Annotated in this window: 12 protein-coding genes and 5 pseudogenes; 9 read left to right on the top strand and 8 right to left on the bottom strand. The window is 69.1% G+C overall.

Annotated elements, in window-relative coordinates:
* Positions 1 to 181 precede the first annotated feature (181 nt).
* Positions 182 to 1,591, top strand: coding sequence for an MFS transporter (locus tag BN971_RS00275; protein WP_085182182.1), 1,410 nt, complete (start codon positions 182 to 184; stop codon positions 1,589 to 1,591).
* Here the strand turns inward: BN971_RS00275 and BN971_RS00280 are convergent.
* Positions 1,588 to 2,829: a DNA polymerase domain-containing protein gene (locus BN971_RS00280; protein WP_085182181.1), complete on the bottom strand. Its 1,242-nt coding sequence runs from the start codon at positions 2,827 to 2,829 to the stop codon at positions 1,588 to 1,590. The genes BN971_RS00275 and BN971_RS00280 overlap by 4 nt on opposite strands.
* A 59-nt stretch (positions 2,830 to 2,888) precedes the next feature.
* On the opposite strand from BN971_RS00280, the pseudogene fadD2 reads away from it, so the two are divergent.
* A pseudogene (fadD2, locus tag BN971_RS00285) lies at positions 2,889 to 4,556 on the top strand (long-chain-fatty-acid--CoA ligase FadD2); the annotation flags it as partial.
* A gap of 206 nt (positions 4,557 to 4,762) precedes the next feature.
* On the opposite strand, the gene BN971_RS00290 reads toward fadD2, so the two are convergent.
* Genes BN971_RS00290 through BN971_RS00300 form a run of 3 tightly spaced genes read right to left on the bottom strand, consistent with a single transcriptional unit; the run spans position 4,763 to position 9,114 of the window.
* On the bottom strand, positions 4,763 to 6,964 hold the full coding sequence (locus tag BN971_RS00290) for an acyl-CoA dehydrogenase family protein (RefSeq protein WP_085182179.1): 2,202 nt from the start codon (positions 6,962 to 6,964) through the stop codon (positions 4,763 to 4,765).
* A 51-nt stretch (positions 6,965 to 7,015) separates the two neighbouring features.
* Positions 7,016 to 7,972 carry a 2-hydroxyacid dehydrogenase gene (locus BN971_RS00295; RefSeq protein WP_170322092.1) on the bottom strand — a complete coding sequence of 319 codons (957 nt, stop codon included), beginning with the start codon at positions 7,970 to 7,972 and terminating at the stop codon, positions 7,016 to 7,018.
* A complete protein-coding gene (locus tag BN971_RS00300) occupies positions 7,963 to 9,114 on the bottom strand; it encodes an alpha/beta hydrolase (RefSeq protein ID WP_170322093.1) in 1,152 nt (383 codons plus the stop codon). The genes BN971_RS00295 and BN971_RS00300 overlap by 10 nt, the downstream gene beginning before the upstream one ends.
* 103 nt (positions 9,115 to 9,217) lie before the next feature.
* Between BN971_RS00300 and BN971_RS00305 the strand changes: the two genes are divergently transcribed.
* Positions 9,218 to 9,796, top strand: a complete 579-nt coding sequence (locus BN971_RS00305; RefSeq protein ID WP_085182178.1) for a VOC family protein — start codon at positions 9,218 to 9,220, stop codon at positions 9,794 to 9,796.
* On the top strand, positions 9,793 to 10,347 hold the full coding sequence (locus tag BN971_RS00310) for a hypothetical protein (RefSeq protein WP_085182177.1): 555 nt from the start codon (positions 9,793 to 9,795) through the stop codon (positions 10,345 to 10,347). Before BN971_RS00305 ends, BN971_RS00310 begins: the two co-directional genes overlap by 4 nt.
* Here BN971_RS00310 and BN971_RS00315 read toward each other — a convergent pair.
* Positions 10,271 to 10,996 (bottom strand): TetR/AcrR family transcriptional regulator, encoded by a 726-nt coding sequence (locus BN971_RS00315; protein WP_085182176.1) that lies wholly within the window; start codon positions 10,994 to 10,996, stop codon positions 10,271 to 10,273. The genes BN971_RS00310 and BN971_RS00315 overlap by 77 nt on opposite strands.
* 82 nt (positions 10,997 to 11,078) lie before the next feature.
* On the opposite strand from BN971_RS00315, the gene BN971_RS00320 reads away from it, so the two are divergent.
* The 5 genes and pseudogenes from BN971_RS00320 to BN971_RS00340 all read left to right on the top strand — a co-directional run bounded on the left by BN971_RS00320 (position 11,079) and on the right by BN971_RS00340 (position 14,915).
* On the top strand, positions 11,079 to 11,984 hold the full coding sequence (locus BN971_RS00320; protein ID WP_245836957.1) for an oxygenase MpaB family protein: 906 nt from the start codon (positions 11,079 to 11,081) through the stop codon (positions 11,982 to 11,984).
* Positions 11,985 to 12,184: 200 nt separating this feature from the next.
* Positions 12,185 to 12,286, top strand: a pseudogene (locus tag BN971_RS24350) (PE family protein); the annotation flags it as partial.
* A gap of 35 nt (positions 12,287 to 12,321) precedes the next feature.
* A pseudogene (locus BN971_RS26525) lies at positions 12,322 to 12,873 on the top strand (PPE family protein); the annotation flags it as partial.
* Positions 12,874 to 13,458: 585 nt separating this feature from the next.
* Positions 13,459 to 14,199: pseudogene (locus BN971_RS26530) on the top strand (permease); the annotation flags it as partial.
* On the top strand, positions 14,196 to 14,915 hold the full coding sequence (locus BN971_RS00340) for a TIGR03943 family putative permease subunit (RefSeq protein WP_085181795.1): 720 nt from the start codon (positions 14,196 to 14,198) through the stop codon (positions 14,913 to 14,915). The pseudogene BN971_RS26530 and the gene BN971_RS00340, both read left to right, overlap by 4 nt.
* 17 nt (positions 14,916 to 14,932) lie before the next feature.
* Here BN971_RS00340 and BN971_RS00345 read toward each other — a convergent pair whose 3' ends face one another.
* The 3 genes and pseudogenes from BN971_RS00345 to rpsN all read right to left on the bottom strand — a co-directional run bounded on the left by BN971_RS00345 (position 14,933) and on the right by rpsN (position 15,925).
* Entirely contained in the window at positions 14,933 to 15,322 is a 390-nt protein-coding gene (locus BN971_RS00345) for a hypothetical protein (protein ID WP_085181794.1), read from the bottom strand.
* 48 nt (positions 15,323 to 15,370) lie between these two features.
* Entirely contained in the window at positions 15,371 to 15,637 is a 267-nt protein-coding gene (gene rpsR / locus BN971_RS00350) for a 30S ribosomal protein S18 (protein ID WP_085181793.1), read from the bottom strand.
* A pseudogene (gene rpsN, locus BN971_RS00355) lies at positions 15,634 to 15,925 on the bottom strand (30S ribosomal protein S14). Before rpsN ends, rpsR begins: the two are co-directional and overlap by 4 nt.
* Positions 15,926 to 15,927: the final 2 nt, after the last annotated feature.

Raw genomic sequence — 15,927 nt, forward strand, 5'->3', positions numbered from 1 at the left:
CTGACCTGCACCGCCGCGCGGCTTTTCGCCGCCGGCGGGTGGGCCGCCAAATCTTTCTGACAGCGCCACCCGGCCCGTTGCGATCTCTTGGTATCCGCGGCGTAACTGCGCTCACCCGGCCCGGTAACAGCGGGTCCCTAGCGTCAGGTGGGTCAACGCACGCGTCACAGGGGGCCCCACGATGACCCAAGTTCTCGGGACGACCACTCCCGACTTTGCGCCCGCGCCCGAGCACCACAAGGGACGGCACTGGATCGACGACTGGCGGCCCGAGGACCCGGCGTTCTGGGAGAGCACCGGCAAGGCCGTCGCGCGTCGCAACCTGGTGTTCTCGATCTTCGCCGAGCACGTCGGGTTCAGCGTGTGGATGCTGTGGAGCATCGTGGTGGTCCACATGACCGCCCTGTCAGGCCCGGCCGCGTCCGGGCACCCGGCGCACGCCGCCGCGTCGGGCTGGGCGCTCACGGCCAGCCAGGCGCTGTGCCTGGTCGCCGTGCCCAGCGGCGTCGGCGCCTTCCTGCGGCTGCCCTACACGTTCGCGGTGCCGGTCTTCGGCGGCCGCAACTGGACGACGATCTCGGCGGCCCTGTTGCTGATCCCGTGCCTGCTGCTGGCCTGGGCCGTGAGCCATCCGGACCTGCCCTACGGGGTGCTGCTGGCCGTCGCGGCGACCGCCGGCCTCGGCGGCGGCAACTTCGCCTCGTCGATGGCCAACATCTCGTTCTTCTACCCGGAGAAGGACAAGGGCTGGGCGCTGGGCCTCAATGCGGCCGGCGGCAACATCGGCGTGGCGGTGGTGCAGAAGATCATCCCGCCGATCGTGATCACCGGCGGCGGCGTTGCCCTGGCGCGGGCCGGGCTGTTCTACGTTCCGCTGGCGGTCGTCGCCGCCGTGTGCGCGTTCCTGTTCATGAACAACCTCACCGAGGCGAAAGCCGACGTCAAGCCGGTGTGGCAGTCGCTGCGGCATTCCGACACCTGGATCATGTCGCTGCTCTACATCGGGACCTTCGGGTCGTTCATCGGCTACTCGGCGGCCTTCCCCACCCTGCTCAAGACGGTGTTCGGGCGCGGCGACATCGCCCTGGCGTGGGCCTTTCTGGGCGCCGGGATCGGCTCGGTCCTCCGCCCCCTGGGCGGCAGGCTCGCCGACCGGATCGGCGGCGGACGCATCACCGCCGTCAGCTTCGCGATGCTGGCGGCCGGGGCCGCGGCGGCGCTGTGGTCCGTCAACGCCAAGAACCTGCCGGTGTTCTTCGCCAGCTTCATGTTCCTGTTCGTCGCCACCGGCATCGGCAACGGCTCGACGTACCGGATGATCTCGCGGATCTTCAAGGTCAAGGGCGAGCTGGCCGGCGGCGATCCCGGCACGATGGTGCAGATGCGCCGCCAGGCCGCGGGCGCCCTGGGCGTCATCTCGTCGGTCGGCGCCTTCGGCGGGTTCATCGTGCCGCTGGCGTACGCCTGGTCGAAGTCGCAGTTCGGCAGCATCGAGCCTGCCCTGCGGTTCTACATGGGGTTCTTCCTGGTCCTGCTCGGCGTCACCTGGTACCGCTACCTGCGCAACGGCAAGGCGCGCTCAGGGGTCTAGCGCTGCTGGTAGTTGGCCCACGGGCTGTAGTCGGCGATCAGGTCCTCCTGCGGCGGCCGCTCGGCGGCGGGGACGTGCCGCAGGTTGATCCGGATGCGGTACCAGATCGAGCTCGGGCCGCGCATCCCGTCGACCAGGACGTCGGCCGGCTCCAGCCGCCGGGCGGCGTCGGGGTGGCGGGCGCGCCAGGTGTCCAGCGCCGCCATCGCCTCGTCCCTGGTCTTGGTGCGGGCGATCTCGATCAGCGGCATCACCGACCGGCGCCGGCCGTCGCCCCGCGTGCCCGAGCCTCTCGGCGCCCGCTCCGGTGGGCCCAGCTCCTCGGCGAGCATCAGCAGCCGATCCAGTTCCCCGACGGTCTCGTCCATCCCCGCCCACGGGTCGCCGATCTGGGCGCACCGGCCGGGCACGGTGTCCATGGTGAAGGCAGCCGGATCGCAGCCGGGGACCTCGTCCCAGCTCAGCGGCGTGGAGACCCGCGCGTCCGGGGTCGCCCGCACCGAGTACGCCGACGCGACGGTGCGGTCCTTGGCGTTCTGGTTGAAGTCGACGAACACGCCCTGCCGCTCCTCCTTCCACCAGCGGCTGGTCGCCGCGTCGGGCACCCGGCGTTCGACCTCACGGGCGACGGTCTGGGCGGCCAGTCGCACCTGCCGGAAGTCCCAGCGCGGCGCGATCCGCGCGTAGATGTGGAACCCGCGCGACCCCGACGTCTTCGGCCACGCGACCAGGCCGTGATCCTCCAGCACCTCGCGGGCCACCATCGCGACCCCGACGATGTCCCCCCAGGAGACGCCGGGCATCGGGTCCAGGTCCACGCGCAGCTCGTCGGGGTGGTCGAGGTCGCCGGCCAGCACCGGGTGCGGGTTGAGGTCGACGCAGCCCAGGTTGATCACCCACGCCAACCCCGCGGGGTCGTGGATGACGGCTTCGGCGGCGGAAGTGCCACGCGCATAATGCAATTCGGCGACGTCCACCCAGTCCGGCCGGTTGGCCGGCGCCCGCTTCTGGAACACGGCCTCCTCCGTGATGCCCTTGACGAAACGCTTCAGGATCATCGGGCGGCCGGCCACGCCGCGCAGCGCCCCCTCGGCGACCGACAGGTAATAGCGGACCAGATCGAGCTTGGTACGCGCGGGCGCGCCGCGGTGCTCGGCGAACATCACCTTGTCCGGATGGGTGATGGTGACCTCGCGTCCGGCCACCTCCAGCGAAACCGGACCGGTCATGTTCACCATCGTAAGAGGGTGGGTACTTACTACTGGCAATGCGACGGACGTCACATATGGTGGGAGCCATGCCTAATCTGATTGGCCTGCCCGGGCAGGCGGTAGCCAAGGTTCAGCAGTACGTGGAACGCGGCTCGGCCGAATTGCACTACCTGCGCAGGATCATCGAATCGGGCGCGTTCCGGCTCGAGCCGCCGCAGAACTACGCGGCGATGGCCAACGACATCTACAAGTGGGGCGAGTTCGGCATGCTGCCGTCGCTGAACGCCCGGCGCACGCCCGACCGCGCCGCCTGCATCGACGAGGACGGCGAGTTCACCTTCCGCGAGCTCGACGAGGCGGCCCACGCGGTGGCCAACGGCCTGATCGACAAGGGCATCAAGGGCGGCGACGGCGTCGCGCTGCTGGCCCGCAACCACCGGTGGTTCCTGATCGCGTACTTCGGGTGCGCCCGGGTGGGCGCCCGCATCATCCTGCTCAACAGCGAGTTCTCCGGTCCGCAGATCCAGGAGGTCTCCGAGCGCGAGGGCGCCAAGCTGATCATCTACGACGACGAGTACACCAAGGCCGTCAGCAAGGCGGAGCCACCCCTGGGAAAGCTGCGGGCGCTCGGGGTGAACCCGGACGCCGACGAGCCGTCCGGCAGCGACGACGAGACGCTGGAAGACCTGATCGCGCGCAGCAGCAAAGCGCCCGCCCCCAAGGCGAGCAAGCACGCGTCGATCATCATCCTGACGAGCGGCACGACCGGCACCCCCAAGGGCGCCAACCGCAGCACCCCGCCGACCCTCGCGCCGATCGGCGGCATCCTCTCGCACGTGCCGTTCAAGGCCAACGAGGTGACCTCGCTGCCGGCGCCGATGTTCCACGCGCTCGGTTTCCTGCACGGCACCATCGCGATGTTCCTGGGCTCGACGCTGGTGCTGCGGCGAAAGTTCAAGCCGCCGTTGGTGCTTGAGGACATCGCGAAGCACAACGTGACCGCCATGGTGGTGGTCCCGGTGATGCTGTCGCGGATCCTCGACGCCATCGAGAAGATGGACTCCAAGCCCGACCTGTCCAGCCTGCGCATCGTGTTCGTGTCCGGGTCGCAGCTGGGTGCGGAGCTGGCCGCCCGCGCGCTCAAGGACATGGGCCCGGTCATCTACAACATGTACGGCTCGACCGAGATCGCCTTCGCCACCATCGCCGGGCCCAAGGACCTCGAACGCAACGCGGCGACGGTCGGACCGGTCGTCAAGGGCGTCAAGGTCAAGATCTACGACGACAACGGCAGGGAGTTGCCGCAGGGCGAGGTCGGCCGGATCTTCGTCGGCAACACCTTCCCGTTCTCGGGCTACACCGGCGGCGGCAACAAGCAGATCATCAACGGCCTGTTGTCGTCGGGGGACGTCGGCTACTTCGACGAGCACGGCCTGCTCTACGTCAGCGGCCGGGACGACGAGATGATCGTCTCCGGTGGCGAGAACGTCTTCCCCGCCGAGGTCGAGGACCTGATCAGTGGGCATCCCGAGGTGGTGGAGGCCACGGCGATCGGCGTTGAGGACAAGGAGTGGGGCCACCGGCTGCGGGCCTTCGTGGTCAAGAAGGACGGCTCCGGCCTCGACGAGGACACCGTCAAGCACTACGTGCGCGACCACCTGGCCCGCTACAAGGTGCCGCGGGAAGTGATCTTCCTCGAGGAGTTGCCGCGCAACCCGACCGGCAAGATCCTCAAGCGCGAACTGCGCGAGATGGATGCCGACGACGCCAACGACGGCGCGACGGGCGAGGCCAAGGCCCCCGAGAAGGCACCCGAAAAGGCCCCCGAGAAGGCCGAGAGCAAGGGCGGCAAGTCCTCGTAGCCCGCGTCGGGTTTCGCGACACATAAATCACGCACACGACACGCCGAAAAGCGTCGCGGCGGTTTATGTTTCGCGACCGGACGGCCGACCGCCCCGCCCTACGGGTCGCGGGGGAGGCCCAGCAGCCGCTCGGCGATGATGTTCAGCTGCACCTCGGAGGTGCCGCCGTAGATCGTGGTGGCGCGGCTGGCCAGCAGGTACTCGCCCCACTTGCCGGGCAGCTCGGCGGGGTCGCCGATCGCGGCGTCGCCGCCGAAGGAGGACACCGCGAATTCGGCATAGCCCTGCCCGGTGCGCATCGACAGCAGCTTGGAGATCGCCGCCGACGGCATGGCATCACCGCCGGCCAGCGTCAGCAGCGTGGAGCGCAGGTTCATCACCTTGGCGGCGTGACCCTCGGCGATCAACTGCCCGGCGCGGTGCTGCGCCACCTGGTCCAGGTGCCCGTCGCGGACGAACTCGACGAACTGCGGCAGGGTGGCCAGGAAGTTGGCGTCGCTGCTGCCGATCGACACCCGCTCGGCGGTCAGCGTGTTGCGACTGACCTCCCAGCCCCGGTTGACCTCGCCGAGCACGCACTCGTCGGGCACGAACACGTCGTCGATGTAGACCGTGTTGAACATGGCGTTGCCGGTGAGCTCCCGCAACGGCTTGACTTGCACGCCTTCGCTTTTCATGTCCAGCAGAAAGTAGGTGATGCCGTTGTGCTTCGGGGCGCTCGGGTCGGTTCTGGCCAGCAGCGCGCCCCACTGCGAGAACTGCGCCGCGGTGGTCCAGATCTTCTGCCCGGTGATTCGCCAGCCGCCGTCGGTCCGCGTCGCCTTGGTGGACAGGCCCGCCAGATCCGAGCCCGCGCCCGGCTCGGAAAACAGCTGGCACCAGATCATTTCGCCGCGGAAGGTGGGCGGCAGGAACCGCTGCTTCTGCTCCTCGGTCCCGAACGCGACGATCGACGGGATGATCCACGTGGCGATGCCCATCTGCGGCCGCTTGACCCGCCCGGCGGTGAACTCCTGGGCGATCAGGATCTGCTCGACCGGGCCGGAGGCCCGGCCCCACGGCCGGGGCAGGTAGGGCAGCACCCAACCGCCCTCGGCCAGCGCGACTTTGCGTTGCTCGCGGTCCATCGCCTTCAGCGCCTCGACCTCAGCGCGGATCTCGGACCGCAACTTCTCGGTGTCGGGGTCCAGGTCGATGTCCACGGCGCGCAGGCCCGTGGTGGTGGCGGTGTCCACCACGTGCTGTGGGTACTGCGCGGCCCGGCCGAAGCTCGCGGCCAGCATCAGGGCCCGGCGGTAGTAGACGTTGGTGTCGTGCTCCCAGGTGAAGCCGATGCCGCCGTGCACCTGGATGCAGTCCTGGGCGCACCGTTGCGCGGCCGTCGGCGCCAGCGTCGCGGCCACCGCCGCGGCGAATTCCATCTTGGAAGATTTTGTGTCCCAATCGTTCTGGCTGGCCTCGTCGATTGCGCGGGCGGCGTCCCACACCGCCGCGGTGGCCCGTTCGGTGTCGGCGATCATCTCCGCGCACTTGTGCTTGATGGCCTGGAACTGGCCGATCGGCCGGCCGAACTGTTCACGGATCTTGGCGTACTGCGAGGCCGTGTCGGTCGCCCACCGCGCCACGCCGATGGCCTCGGCGGACAGCAGCGTGGTCATCAGCGCGTGCGCGGTCGACATGCTCAGGTTGCTCAGCGCGGCGTCCGCGCCCACCTCGACGGCGTTGGCCCGCACGTGCGCGACGGGCCGCAGCGGGTCCAGGCTTTTCACCGGCTCGATCTCGAGCTGGTCGGCGCGCAGCACCACCCACTCTTCGCCGCTGTCGATCGCGACCGGCAGCACCAGGATGGACGCTTGCGCCGCCGCGGGAACCGCGCGGACCTCCCCGCGGATCACCAGCGTGTCGCCCTGGCGGGTGGCGGTCAGCGCGCCGCTGTCCAGCGCGTAGGCGCCGATCGCCGCGCCAGAGGCCAGCTCGACGAGCACCTTGGACTCGGGGTCGTGTGCGGCGATCAGCGCGCTGGCGATCGCCGACGGCACGAACGGCCCGGGCACCGCGCCGTAGCCGAACTCGGCCAGCACGATCGCCAGCTCCAGGATGCCGAAGCCCTGGCCGCCCACCGACTCGGCCAGGTGGACGCCGTGCAGCCCCTGGTCGGCCGCGGCCTGCCAGTAGGGCGGCGGGTTCTCGACCGGGTTCTCCAGGGCGTGGTGCAGCACCTCGGACGGCGCGACGCGCGCCACCAGGGAGCGCACGGAGTCGGCCAGGTCTTGATGCTCGGCGGTGATAGCGATCGGCATTGGTCGCCTTCCCATGCTTTCGGGGTGTCCTTGTTGGCAAGCGCCTTCAAATTAACAACCGGTCGGTTGGTTGACCACATTGGCCAGCGGCTCGCCGTCGCGCAGCCGGCGGCAGTTGGCGATCGCCTCGGTCAGATACCGCCGCATGGTGTCGGCGGTGTACCAGGTGACGTGCGGGGTGAGCACCACGTTGTCCAGTTCCAACAGCCGGTTGTCCGGCGCGACGGGCTCGCGCTCGAAGACGTCCAGGCCCGCCGCCGCCAGCCGCCCGCCACGCAGCGCGTCGACGAGCGCCGCTTCATCGACGACCGCGCCACGCGACGTATTCACCAGCACCGCAGTCGGTTTCAGGCGGGCCAGGGCGTCGCGATCGAGCAGATGGTGGGTCTGCGCGGTCAGGGGCAGGTGCAGCGAGACGATGTCGCCGGCGGCCAACAGTTCGGCCAGCGGCCGCCACCCGGGCCGCCCGTCGTCGCGGGTGCTGGTGTGCAGGACGGTCGCGCCCATCGCGGCGACGATCCGGCCGACGCGCTTGGCGATGTTGCCGTAGCCGACCAGTCCGACGGTGCAGCCGCCGATGTCGCGAACCGTTTCGCCCAGGCGAGGATCCGACGGCCAGCCGGCCCCCCGGCGCACCGCACGGTTGAGCTCCGGCAGCCGTCGCAGCGCGGCCAGCATCAGCAGGACCGTGCCCTCCGCGACCGAGGGCGCGTTGGCGCCGGGCATGTTGGCGACCGCGATCCCGCGTTCCGTCGCGGCCTCCACCTCGATGGTGTTGACCCCGGCGCCCAGCTTGTGCACCAGCCGCAGCCGCTCGCCGCGGCGCAGGTCGGCCCCCGACAGCGGGCGCAGCACGTGCCAAATCACCTCCGCGTCCGGCAACTCCCGATAGAAGGTGGTGTCGTCGTCCTCGGCGCACCATCGAATATCCAGCCAATCCGATTCCGGTGCAACGATATTGAGCACCCTATGCCCGGGGGTGAAATGGGCCAGGACCCTCACGGCCACCGCTGGGAAATCCAGTCGGCGATGACGTCGGACTGCTCGTCGCGCGCGCCCGGCGTGGTGAAGTAGTGATCGCTGTCGATGGAGGCACTCGTCTTGTCCGTGCCGGCGAGCCTGTCGTGAATGCGCCGCGCGTCGGACGGGAAGACCCCGGTGTCGGCCTCGGCATTGATCACCAGCGCCGGGCAGCTGATTCGGGCGAGGTGTGGCTCTGCCCTGGTCTGCGCGCGCCGCAGGCTCCACATGCCCAGCCAGCTGCGCAGGGTGCAGGCCGCGGCGATGCCGTGCGCGGACCGGTTGGCCTTGGCCGGGACGCCCGCGTAGCACTGGTTGGGCCGGCGCTTGGTGGGCTCGAGGGTGGGGTCCACCATGCGCGGGTCGGCCCAGGTGCGCATCACCGTGAAGGGGCGGTCCGAGAACCCGGCTGCCCGAACGCGTTTGAGCTCTGCCTCGGCCCATTCGGTGATGGCGTCGTTGCGGGCGGCCTGGGCGGCGCGGTAGCGGGCCACGAAATCCGGCGAATACGGTGGCCCGTTGCCCTCGTCGAACAGGTCGAGCGCCGGATCGCTGGCCACCGGGTCGTTCTCGTCGACGACGGCGGCGTCCATCCAGGCGGTCAACACATCGGGGCGGCCGGGATGGGCCGCGGTGGCCACGTAGCCGTCCGCGGGAAGCAGGTCGGTCAGCCCGGCGGCGGGCCGCATGCCCTCCAGCGGGGTCACGTTCGGCTCGACGGCCTGTGACTGGTAGGCGGCCATCAGCGAGCCGCCCCCGGAATTACCTAGCAGCACAACGGTTTCCACGCCCTGCTCCTCGCGCAGCCAGCGGACACCGACGCCGATGTCGACGAGGGCGTGGTCCAGCAGAAAGCTGCTCTCGAAGCCGCGGAACCTGGTGTTCCAGCCCAAGAAGCCGATGCCGCGGGCGGCCATGTAGCCGGCGAGATAATGCTCGGAGAAATCGATCTGGTAGTGCGCGGCGATCATCGCGATGCGGGGCTTGGGACCCTCGGGCCGGTGATAGAGGCCCTGACACGGGTGCCCGCCGGCGCCGGCGCGCCCGGCGGTGGGCGATTCGAGTCCGACGAACTCGCGGACGATGTCCGGGGCGCCGCCGGCGCGGTGGGCGGGTTCGGCGACGACCACAGGCTGAATTCCTTTGCGCACAAATACCGGGCTCGACCGATGTTAGATTCAGAGGCGAGCCTTGGCCAGGGCCGGCACTCCGGGGACCGATGGGAGCCGCACGATGATCAGGCCGCACAACACCAACACGGAATTCGAGCTCGGCGGGATCAACCACGTCGCGCTGGTCTGTTCCGACATGGCGCGCACGGTGGACTTCTATTCCAATGTCCTGGGCATGCCGCTGATCAAATCGCTGGACCTGCCCCGCGGCGCGGGGCAGCACTTCTTCTTCGACGCCGGCAACGGCGACTGCGTGGCGTTCTTCTGGTTCGCCGACGCCGCCGACCGGGTGCCGGGGATCTCGTCGCCGGCCGCCATCCCCGGCATCGGGGACATCACCAGCGCGGTCAGCAGCATGAACCACCTGGCCTTCCACGTGCCCGCCGAGGAGTTCGACGCCTACCGGCAGCGACTCAAGGACAAGGGTGTGCGGGTGGGGCCGGTGCTCAACCACGACGAGAGCGAGAGGCAGGTCTCCGCGACGGTGCACCCGGGGGTGTACGTGCGCTCGTTCTACTTCCAGGACCCCGACGGGATCACGCTCGAATTCGCCTGCTGGGTCAAGGAGTTCGACGAGAGCGATACCAACACCGCCCCCAGGACGGCGGCTGACCGACGGCCCCCCGCACCGGTCGGATGAGCGCGACCGAATCCGTTCTGACCGACGCGCAGATCGCGGCGCTGACTCCGTTGGAGCGGCGCGAGTTGATCACCCGGCTGGAGCAGCCGCTGAGCGACCTGATCGACCCGGAGTTCCTGGCCCGGGTGCGACGCACCCGATTGAGCCTGATGGTCGGCGGCTCGGCGGTGATGGTGCCCTGGCTGGGGTATCTGTCGGTGACGCTGCCGGAGGACTACGTCGCGCACAACTGGCCGCTGACCTGGGTGGGCTTCGACCTTCTGCTGATGGGGTTCATGGTGGCGACGGCCGTCTTGGGCTATCTTCGCCGCCAGCTCCTGGTCCCGGCCGCGTTCACCACCGGAGTGCTGCTGATCTGCGACGCCTGGTTCGACCTGATGACGGCGGGCCCCCGGGATGTCTGGCTGTCGGTGGCCACCGCTCTGCTGATCGAGGTGCCCGTGGCCGCCTTCATGATCTTCAGCGCGCAACGGCTCATCCGCCTGACGATGATGCGTCTGTGGCTGCTCGATCCCGGGATGCGGCTGTGGGATCTGCCCTTGTTCCCGTGACTGTTTCCGTGACGCGGTAGAGCCCCGGGTCGGCGAGCTCGTTGAGCAGCGACGTCAGCTGATCGACGAGCTGATCCGGTTCGAGCCGCACGTCCCCGGCAAGCCAGGCGCTGATGGTTTGCCCGACGCCGCCGACCGCGAAGTGCGAGGTGGCCCGGATCCGGTCGTTGTCGGGCACCCGCAGCGTGTCACCGGCGTGCTGGCCGGACAGCATGGCGAACATTGCGGTGGATTCGGCGCGCTTGCGCGAGATCACCGGGTTCGCCAGCTGGATGCTGAACAGCAGGCGCCCGACCCGGGGGTCCTCGGCGAGGCGTCGCACCAGGTTGGTCACCGCCGCCCGGGTCTGCTCGCGGGCGGGTGCCGCCGCGATCGCGGCCTGCGTGGTGGCGGCCAGGCCGGCGACTGCCCAGTCGTAGACCGCCGCGACGAATTCGTCCTTGTCCGGGAAACTCTCGTAGAAATACCGGACGGCCAGGCCGGATTCGTGGCACACGCGGCGAACCGTGACGTGGGAGAGGTCCGGCTGTTCGGCGCCGAGCAGCTCGAGACCCGCGGCAAGCAGGCGGTTGCGGCGGGTGGCCAGCCGCTGCGCGGCGTCGACCCCGCGGTAGGGCCGCGCGGTCGGCCTGTCGTCCATGGCACCCATCTTGACACCGCCACGGCGTGCGGACCACTATCAGGAAACGAGCGTTCGCAGATTTAGCGGACCGGAGCGGAGGGGATCTACCGTGGCGGTGCCGGTGGTCGGGGAGCCGATCCCTCATGTCGAGCGCCCGATTGCCGACCCGGCCCGCCGGGGGCCGGTGCGACGGCGGGAACGGGTCGCGGGCGACTTCGGCCTGATGGGTGTGGCGCTGCTGGCCGGGTCGGCCAACGTGATCATGCAGCTGTCACGTCCCGCCGTCGGCCACGGCGTGCGGGAGAGCCGCGTCGAAAGCGGCCGGATCGACCGCCATCCCATCAAACGGGCGCGCACCACCTTCACCTACATCGCGGTCGCCAACGCCGGCACCGACGCGCAGAAGGCGGCCTTCCGCCGGGCGGTGAACGGCGCGCACGCGCAGGTGTACTCCACCCCCGACAGCCCGGTCTCCTACAGCGCATTCGATCCCGAGTTGCAGCTGTGGGTGGCCGCCTGCATCCACAAGGGCGGCATGGACATCTACCGCACCTTCATCGGTGAACTCGACGACCGGGAGGCCGATCGCCTGCACCGCCAGGGCATGTCGCTGGGCACCACACTTCAGGTGCCGCCGCAGATGTGGCCGGCGGACCGGGCCGCCTTCGACCGTTACTGGCAGGACTCGCTCGAGAAGGTTCACATCGACGACGCCGTCCGCGACTTCCTGTACCCGATCGCCGCGTCGCGACTGCCCGGTCTGAACCTCCCCGGCCCGATCCAGCGCTTCGCCGATCGCCTGCCCCTGCTGATCACCACGGGGTTCCTGCCGCAGCGCTTCCGCGACGAGATGGGCCTGCCGTGGGATGCCGCCCGGCAGCGCCGCTTCGACCGGCTGATGGCGACGCTGGCGGCGATCAACGCCATGATGCCGCGGTTCGTCCGCCGATTCCCGTTCAACCTGATGCTGTGGGACCTGGACCGCCGGATCAGGACCGGGCGTCCGCTGGTGTAGCCGGTAGGGACGCTGATTCGGGCCGACGGCCCCGGGCTGCAACCGGTCGTGGCTACCGGCGGCTGAACACTCGCTCCGGTAGAGCCACAGTCGTGCCCGCCATAGTGGCCACCAGCTCGACCGGACGAGTTGTTAACGACAATCATTTTCAGTAAGCTGTGGTGTCAATCCATCCGAGCGCACACGAGGAGTGTCTGTCCATGACGTTGCGGGTCGTGCCCGAAGGACTGGCCGACGCGAGCGCGACGTTTCAACCGTTGACCGCCCGCCCGGCGCCGGCCCACGGCGCCGCCGACGCGGCGTCGGCATCGGCGTATCTCGTCGGAGGCGGCCGACGATGACGGCGCCAATCTGGATGGCTTCTCCGCCGGAGGTGCACTCTGCGTTGCTCAGCAGTGGCCCCGGCCCTGGGCCACTGGTGGCGGCCGCCGGGGCGTGGAGCTCGCTGAGTGCCGAGTACGCGTCGGCGGCGCAGGAACTCAGCGCGTTACTGGCGTCGGTGCAGGCCGGCGCGTGGGAGGGGCCGAGCGCCGAGTCGTATGCGGCCGCGTACGTTCCCTACCTGGCGTGGCTGATGCAGGCCAGCGCCAACAGCACGGCGGCGGCCGCCCAGCTGGAGACCACCGCCGCGGGCTACACCGCCGCGCTGGCGGCCATGCCGACATTGCCCGAGCTGGCCACCAACCATGTGGTGCACGGGGTGTTGCTGGCCACGAACTTCTTCGGGATCAACACGATCCCGATCGCGGTCAACGAGGCCGACTATGCGCGGATGTGGATTCAGGCCGCCCTCACGATGGCCACCTATCAAGCGGTCGCCGGCGCCGCGGTCGCGTCGACGCCGCAGACCACCCCGGCGCCGCAGATCCTGAAATCCGATGCCGCGTCGAGCACCAACCCGCTGCAGACGCTCCTGCAGGCGGCCGAGCAGCAGTTCGAGCAGTTCGAGGCTTCGTCGCAGATGTTCCTGCAGACGGCCCAGCAGCAGATCGAGCAGTTTCTGCAGAACCCGCTGGGGATCCAGCAGCAGATCGCGAACCTTCTCCTGAATCAGGGTCAGACCGACAACCCGCTGAATCTCCCGCAGTGGCTCGTCAATGCCCTGCAAAACGTCGGTATCGGAAATAGTCAACTCGCCCACGATCCGACGATCGACCTTCCGTTCGACAACGTCGTTTCGAACTTCCTGCAGAACTTCGGCATCAACTGGGATCCCGCAGGCGGCACCATCAACGGGGCCACCTACGACACTTTTCAGAATCCCGGCCAAGCGTCATTCTGGATCGCCCGAAGCCTCGAACTTTTCGAGGATTTTCAAAACTTCGGGGTCGACCTCACACAAAATCCGGTGCAGGCCTTTCAATGGCTGATCAGCTGGCAGCTGTTCGATTTCCCGACCCACATCGAAGAAGTCCTTGCCTACGCGGTCACCAACCCGGCGGTGGCTGTGGCGGCGCTCCCGGCTGTCGCCCCGGCGTCAGTGGCCGGCTTGGTGGCCGCCGGCGTGGGAGGGGCGGCACTGCCCGGCTGCGAGTGCGGGTCCGTTCCGGTGGCGCGGCGCTTGTTCGGCGACGGGGGGGCCACGGGCGCCGCGGCGTTGACATTCATGCTCGCCGCGCCGGCGATCAACCCGGTCGTGCTGATCGCCACCGCGGTGGCGTTTCCCGGTGCGCCCGAGATGGTCTTCGCGCGCGCGGGGGCGTCCCTGCTGACCGCGTTGATCATGGGGTGGGCGTGGGCGCGTTGGGGCCGCCCGGAATGGATCACCCGCAAGCTACCGCCGTCAGGCGCCAGAGCGGAATCACGCCGGGTGGTGTTCGCCGAAGCGGCCAGGCACGATTTTCTGCAAGCCGCGTCGTACTTGGTGTTGGGTGCCGCCGCGGCGGCCGCGCTACACGTGTTGGTACCGCGGTCGGTGTTCGCTCGTCTGGCAGCCGACCCCGTCCTGGCTGTGCTCGCGATGGCCGCACTGGCCGTGGTGCTGGCGTTGTGCTCGGAGGCCGACGCGTTCGTGGCCGCCAGCATGACGATGGTGCCCCTGTTGCCGCGCCTCGTCTTCCTGGTTGTGGGCCCGGCGGTCGACGTCAAGCTTTTCGCGATGCAGGCCGGGATGTTCGGGCGGGTTTTCGCCGCACGTTTTGCGCCGTGCACGTTCGTCGTCGCGATCGCAAGCGCTTGTGCGGTCGGCTTTTTCGCCCTCGGCGGCAGGCCATGAGCCGGGAGAGCGAAAACGTCGTTCTGCTGATGGTGGGTCTCAGCGTCCTCATCATCGCGTGGTCGGGCGCGTTCACCCGCTACGTCAAGGTCGGACTCCTGCCATGGCTGATCACTTCCGGTGTGCTGCTCATGGCCTTGGCGCTGTTTGTGATCATCCGGGACATCCGCAGAGGGGGCCCGGGGACGGATGATCACGATCACCTGCATTCCCACAGCGCCGCCATCGTCTGGCTGCTCGTCTTGCCGGTCTTGCTGCTGTGCTTCGTCAAGCCGCCGGCGCTGCTGCCCTCGGCCGCCGCGCCTTCCGTCACGCCCGTATCCAATGACGTTCTGAATCAGGCATTTCCGCCACTGCCGCCCGGCAGGGCTCCCGAACTATCGCTGCCGGAAGTGCTGATGCGCGAGGCTCAGGACACCACCGGGTCGCTGACGCATCGCCGCATCACCGTGACCGGCTTCGTTCTCCACGAGGCCGCTGGCGTGGACCTTGGTCGCATCGTCATCATCTGCTGCGCGGCCGACGCGCAATTGGCCCGAATCCACCTGGGTGGCCCCGCCGCCGCCCAAGCGACAGGGCTACCCGACAACACATGGATTCGGGTCGAGGGCGAAGTCCCGCCCAGGCAATCGAATTCGTCCAAGATTCCGACGCTGCAGGCGACCGCGGTCACCCGCATCGATGCCCCGGCCAACCCCTACGATTATCCCCGTTGATGAGGTTTGGCGGAGCCTCAATTCCTTCGGCCGGCGTTGCGGGTCCAATACTGATGTCTGCCGAGATGCCTTGGCGCGGGCTTCTTTTCCCATTGCCCGAGCTCGAGCCAATCGCACAGGGCGGCGGCCTCGCCGGTGTCCGTGATGGGGCCTATCCAATGGGGGGGTCCGCAGGCTATCCGGTCGTTCGTGCACGGCTGGACGAGAGCCATCACCCCGAATCCGGTTGGGCGCGACGCGCAGGTGAGTGCTCCGAGCATGCAGGTCGCGCAGACCAGCATGGCGTGGGGACAGCGCCGGATGGTGGGGCGAAGTTCTTCGATCACCGAGAGGGCTTCTGCCGCCGCACAGGCGGTGCAGACGACGACGGTGAACGGGCGGTCGGTACCGCCCTGCGGCGAAGTCAACGGTCAATCCCTTCGTATTCGTCCGGATGTCGTGGCGCCCCGCACGCTTCAGTGGCCCACCGTCGCCCCCGGGTAGGGCAGCAGCGCCATTTCGCGCGCGTTCTTGACCGCGGTGGCGATCTGCCGTTGTTGTTGGACGGTGAGCCCGGTGACGCGCCGGGAGCGGATCTTGCCCCGCTCCGACAGGAACACTCGCAGCACCGCGGTGTCCTTGTAGTCGACCGTGCTGAGCCCCATGCTGACGAAAAGGTTCTTCTTGGGCTTGACAAGCAAGTCCGCGGCCCGACGACCGCGCCGAGGTTTCTTGGCCGTCACCAGCTGGCCTTCCGCACGCCGGGCAACTGCCCGTTGTGGGCCAATTGGCGGACCCGCACCCGCGACAACCCGAACTTGCGCAGGTGCCCGCGCGGGCGCCCGTCGACGGAGTCGCGGTTGGCTGGCGTCGCGCGGCTGGCGCGCGAGCTCGCGCTGCGCGGCTTCCCGTTGCTCCCCCGTGCTCGACGGTGAGCGAATCATCTCCTTGAGTTCGGCGCGGCGTTCGGCGTAGCGGGCCACGATGGCGCGCCGCTGGTCGTTCTTGACGACCTTGGATTTCTTGGCCATGC

Source organism: Mycobacterium bohemicum DSM 44277, from assembly GCF_001053185.1.
Taxonomy (GTDB): Bacteria; Actinomycetota; Actinomycetes; order Mycobacteriales; family Mycobacteriaceae; genus Mycobacterium; species Mycobacterium bohemicum.

Excerpts from the sequence above, each read along its gene's own strand:
- BN971_RS00275 (WP_085182182.1), top strand. The coding sequence starts at position 182 with ATGACCCAAGTTCTCGGGACGACCACTCCCGACTTTGCGCCCGCGCCC.
- BN971_RS00280 (WP_085182181.1), bottom strand. The coding sequence starts at position 2,829 with ATGGTGAACATGACCGGTCCGGTTTCGCTGGAGGTGGCCGGACGCGAG.
- BN971_RS00290 (WP_085182179.1), bottom strand. The coding sequence starts at position 6,964 with ATGCCGATCGCTATCACCGCCGAGCATCAAGACCTGGCCGACTCCGTG.
- BN971_RS00305 (WP_085182178.1), top strand. The coding sequence starts at position 9,218 with ATGATCAGGCCGCACAACACCAACACGGAATTCGAGCTCGGCGGGATC.
- BN971_RS00310 (WP_085182177.1), top strand. The coding sequence starts at position 9,793 with ATGAGCGCGACCGAATCCGTTCTGACCGACGCGCAGATCGCGGCGCTG.
- BN971_RS00315 (WP_085182176.1), bottom strand. The coding sequence starts at position 10,996 with ATGGGTGCCATGGACGACAGGCCGACCGCGCGGCCCTACCGCGGGGTC.
- BN971_RS00340 (WP_085181795.1), top strand. The coding sequence starts at position 14,196 with ATGAGCCGGGAGAGCGAAAACGTCGTTCTGCTGATGGTGGGTCTCAGC.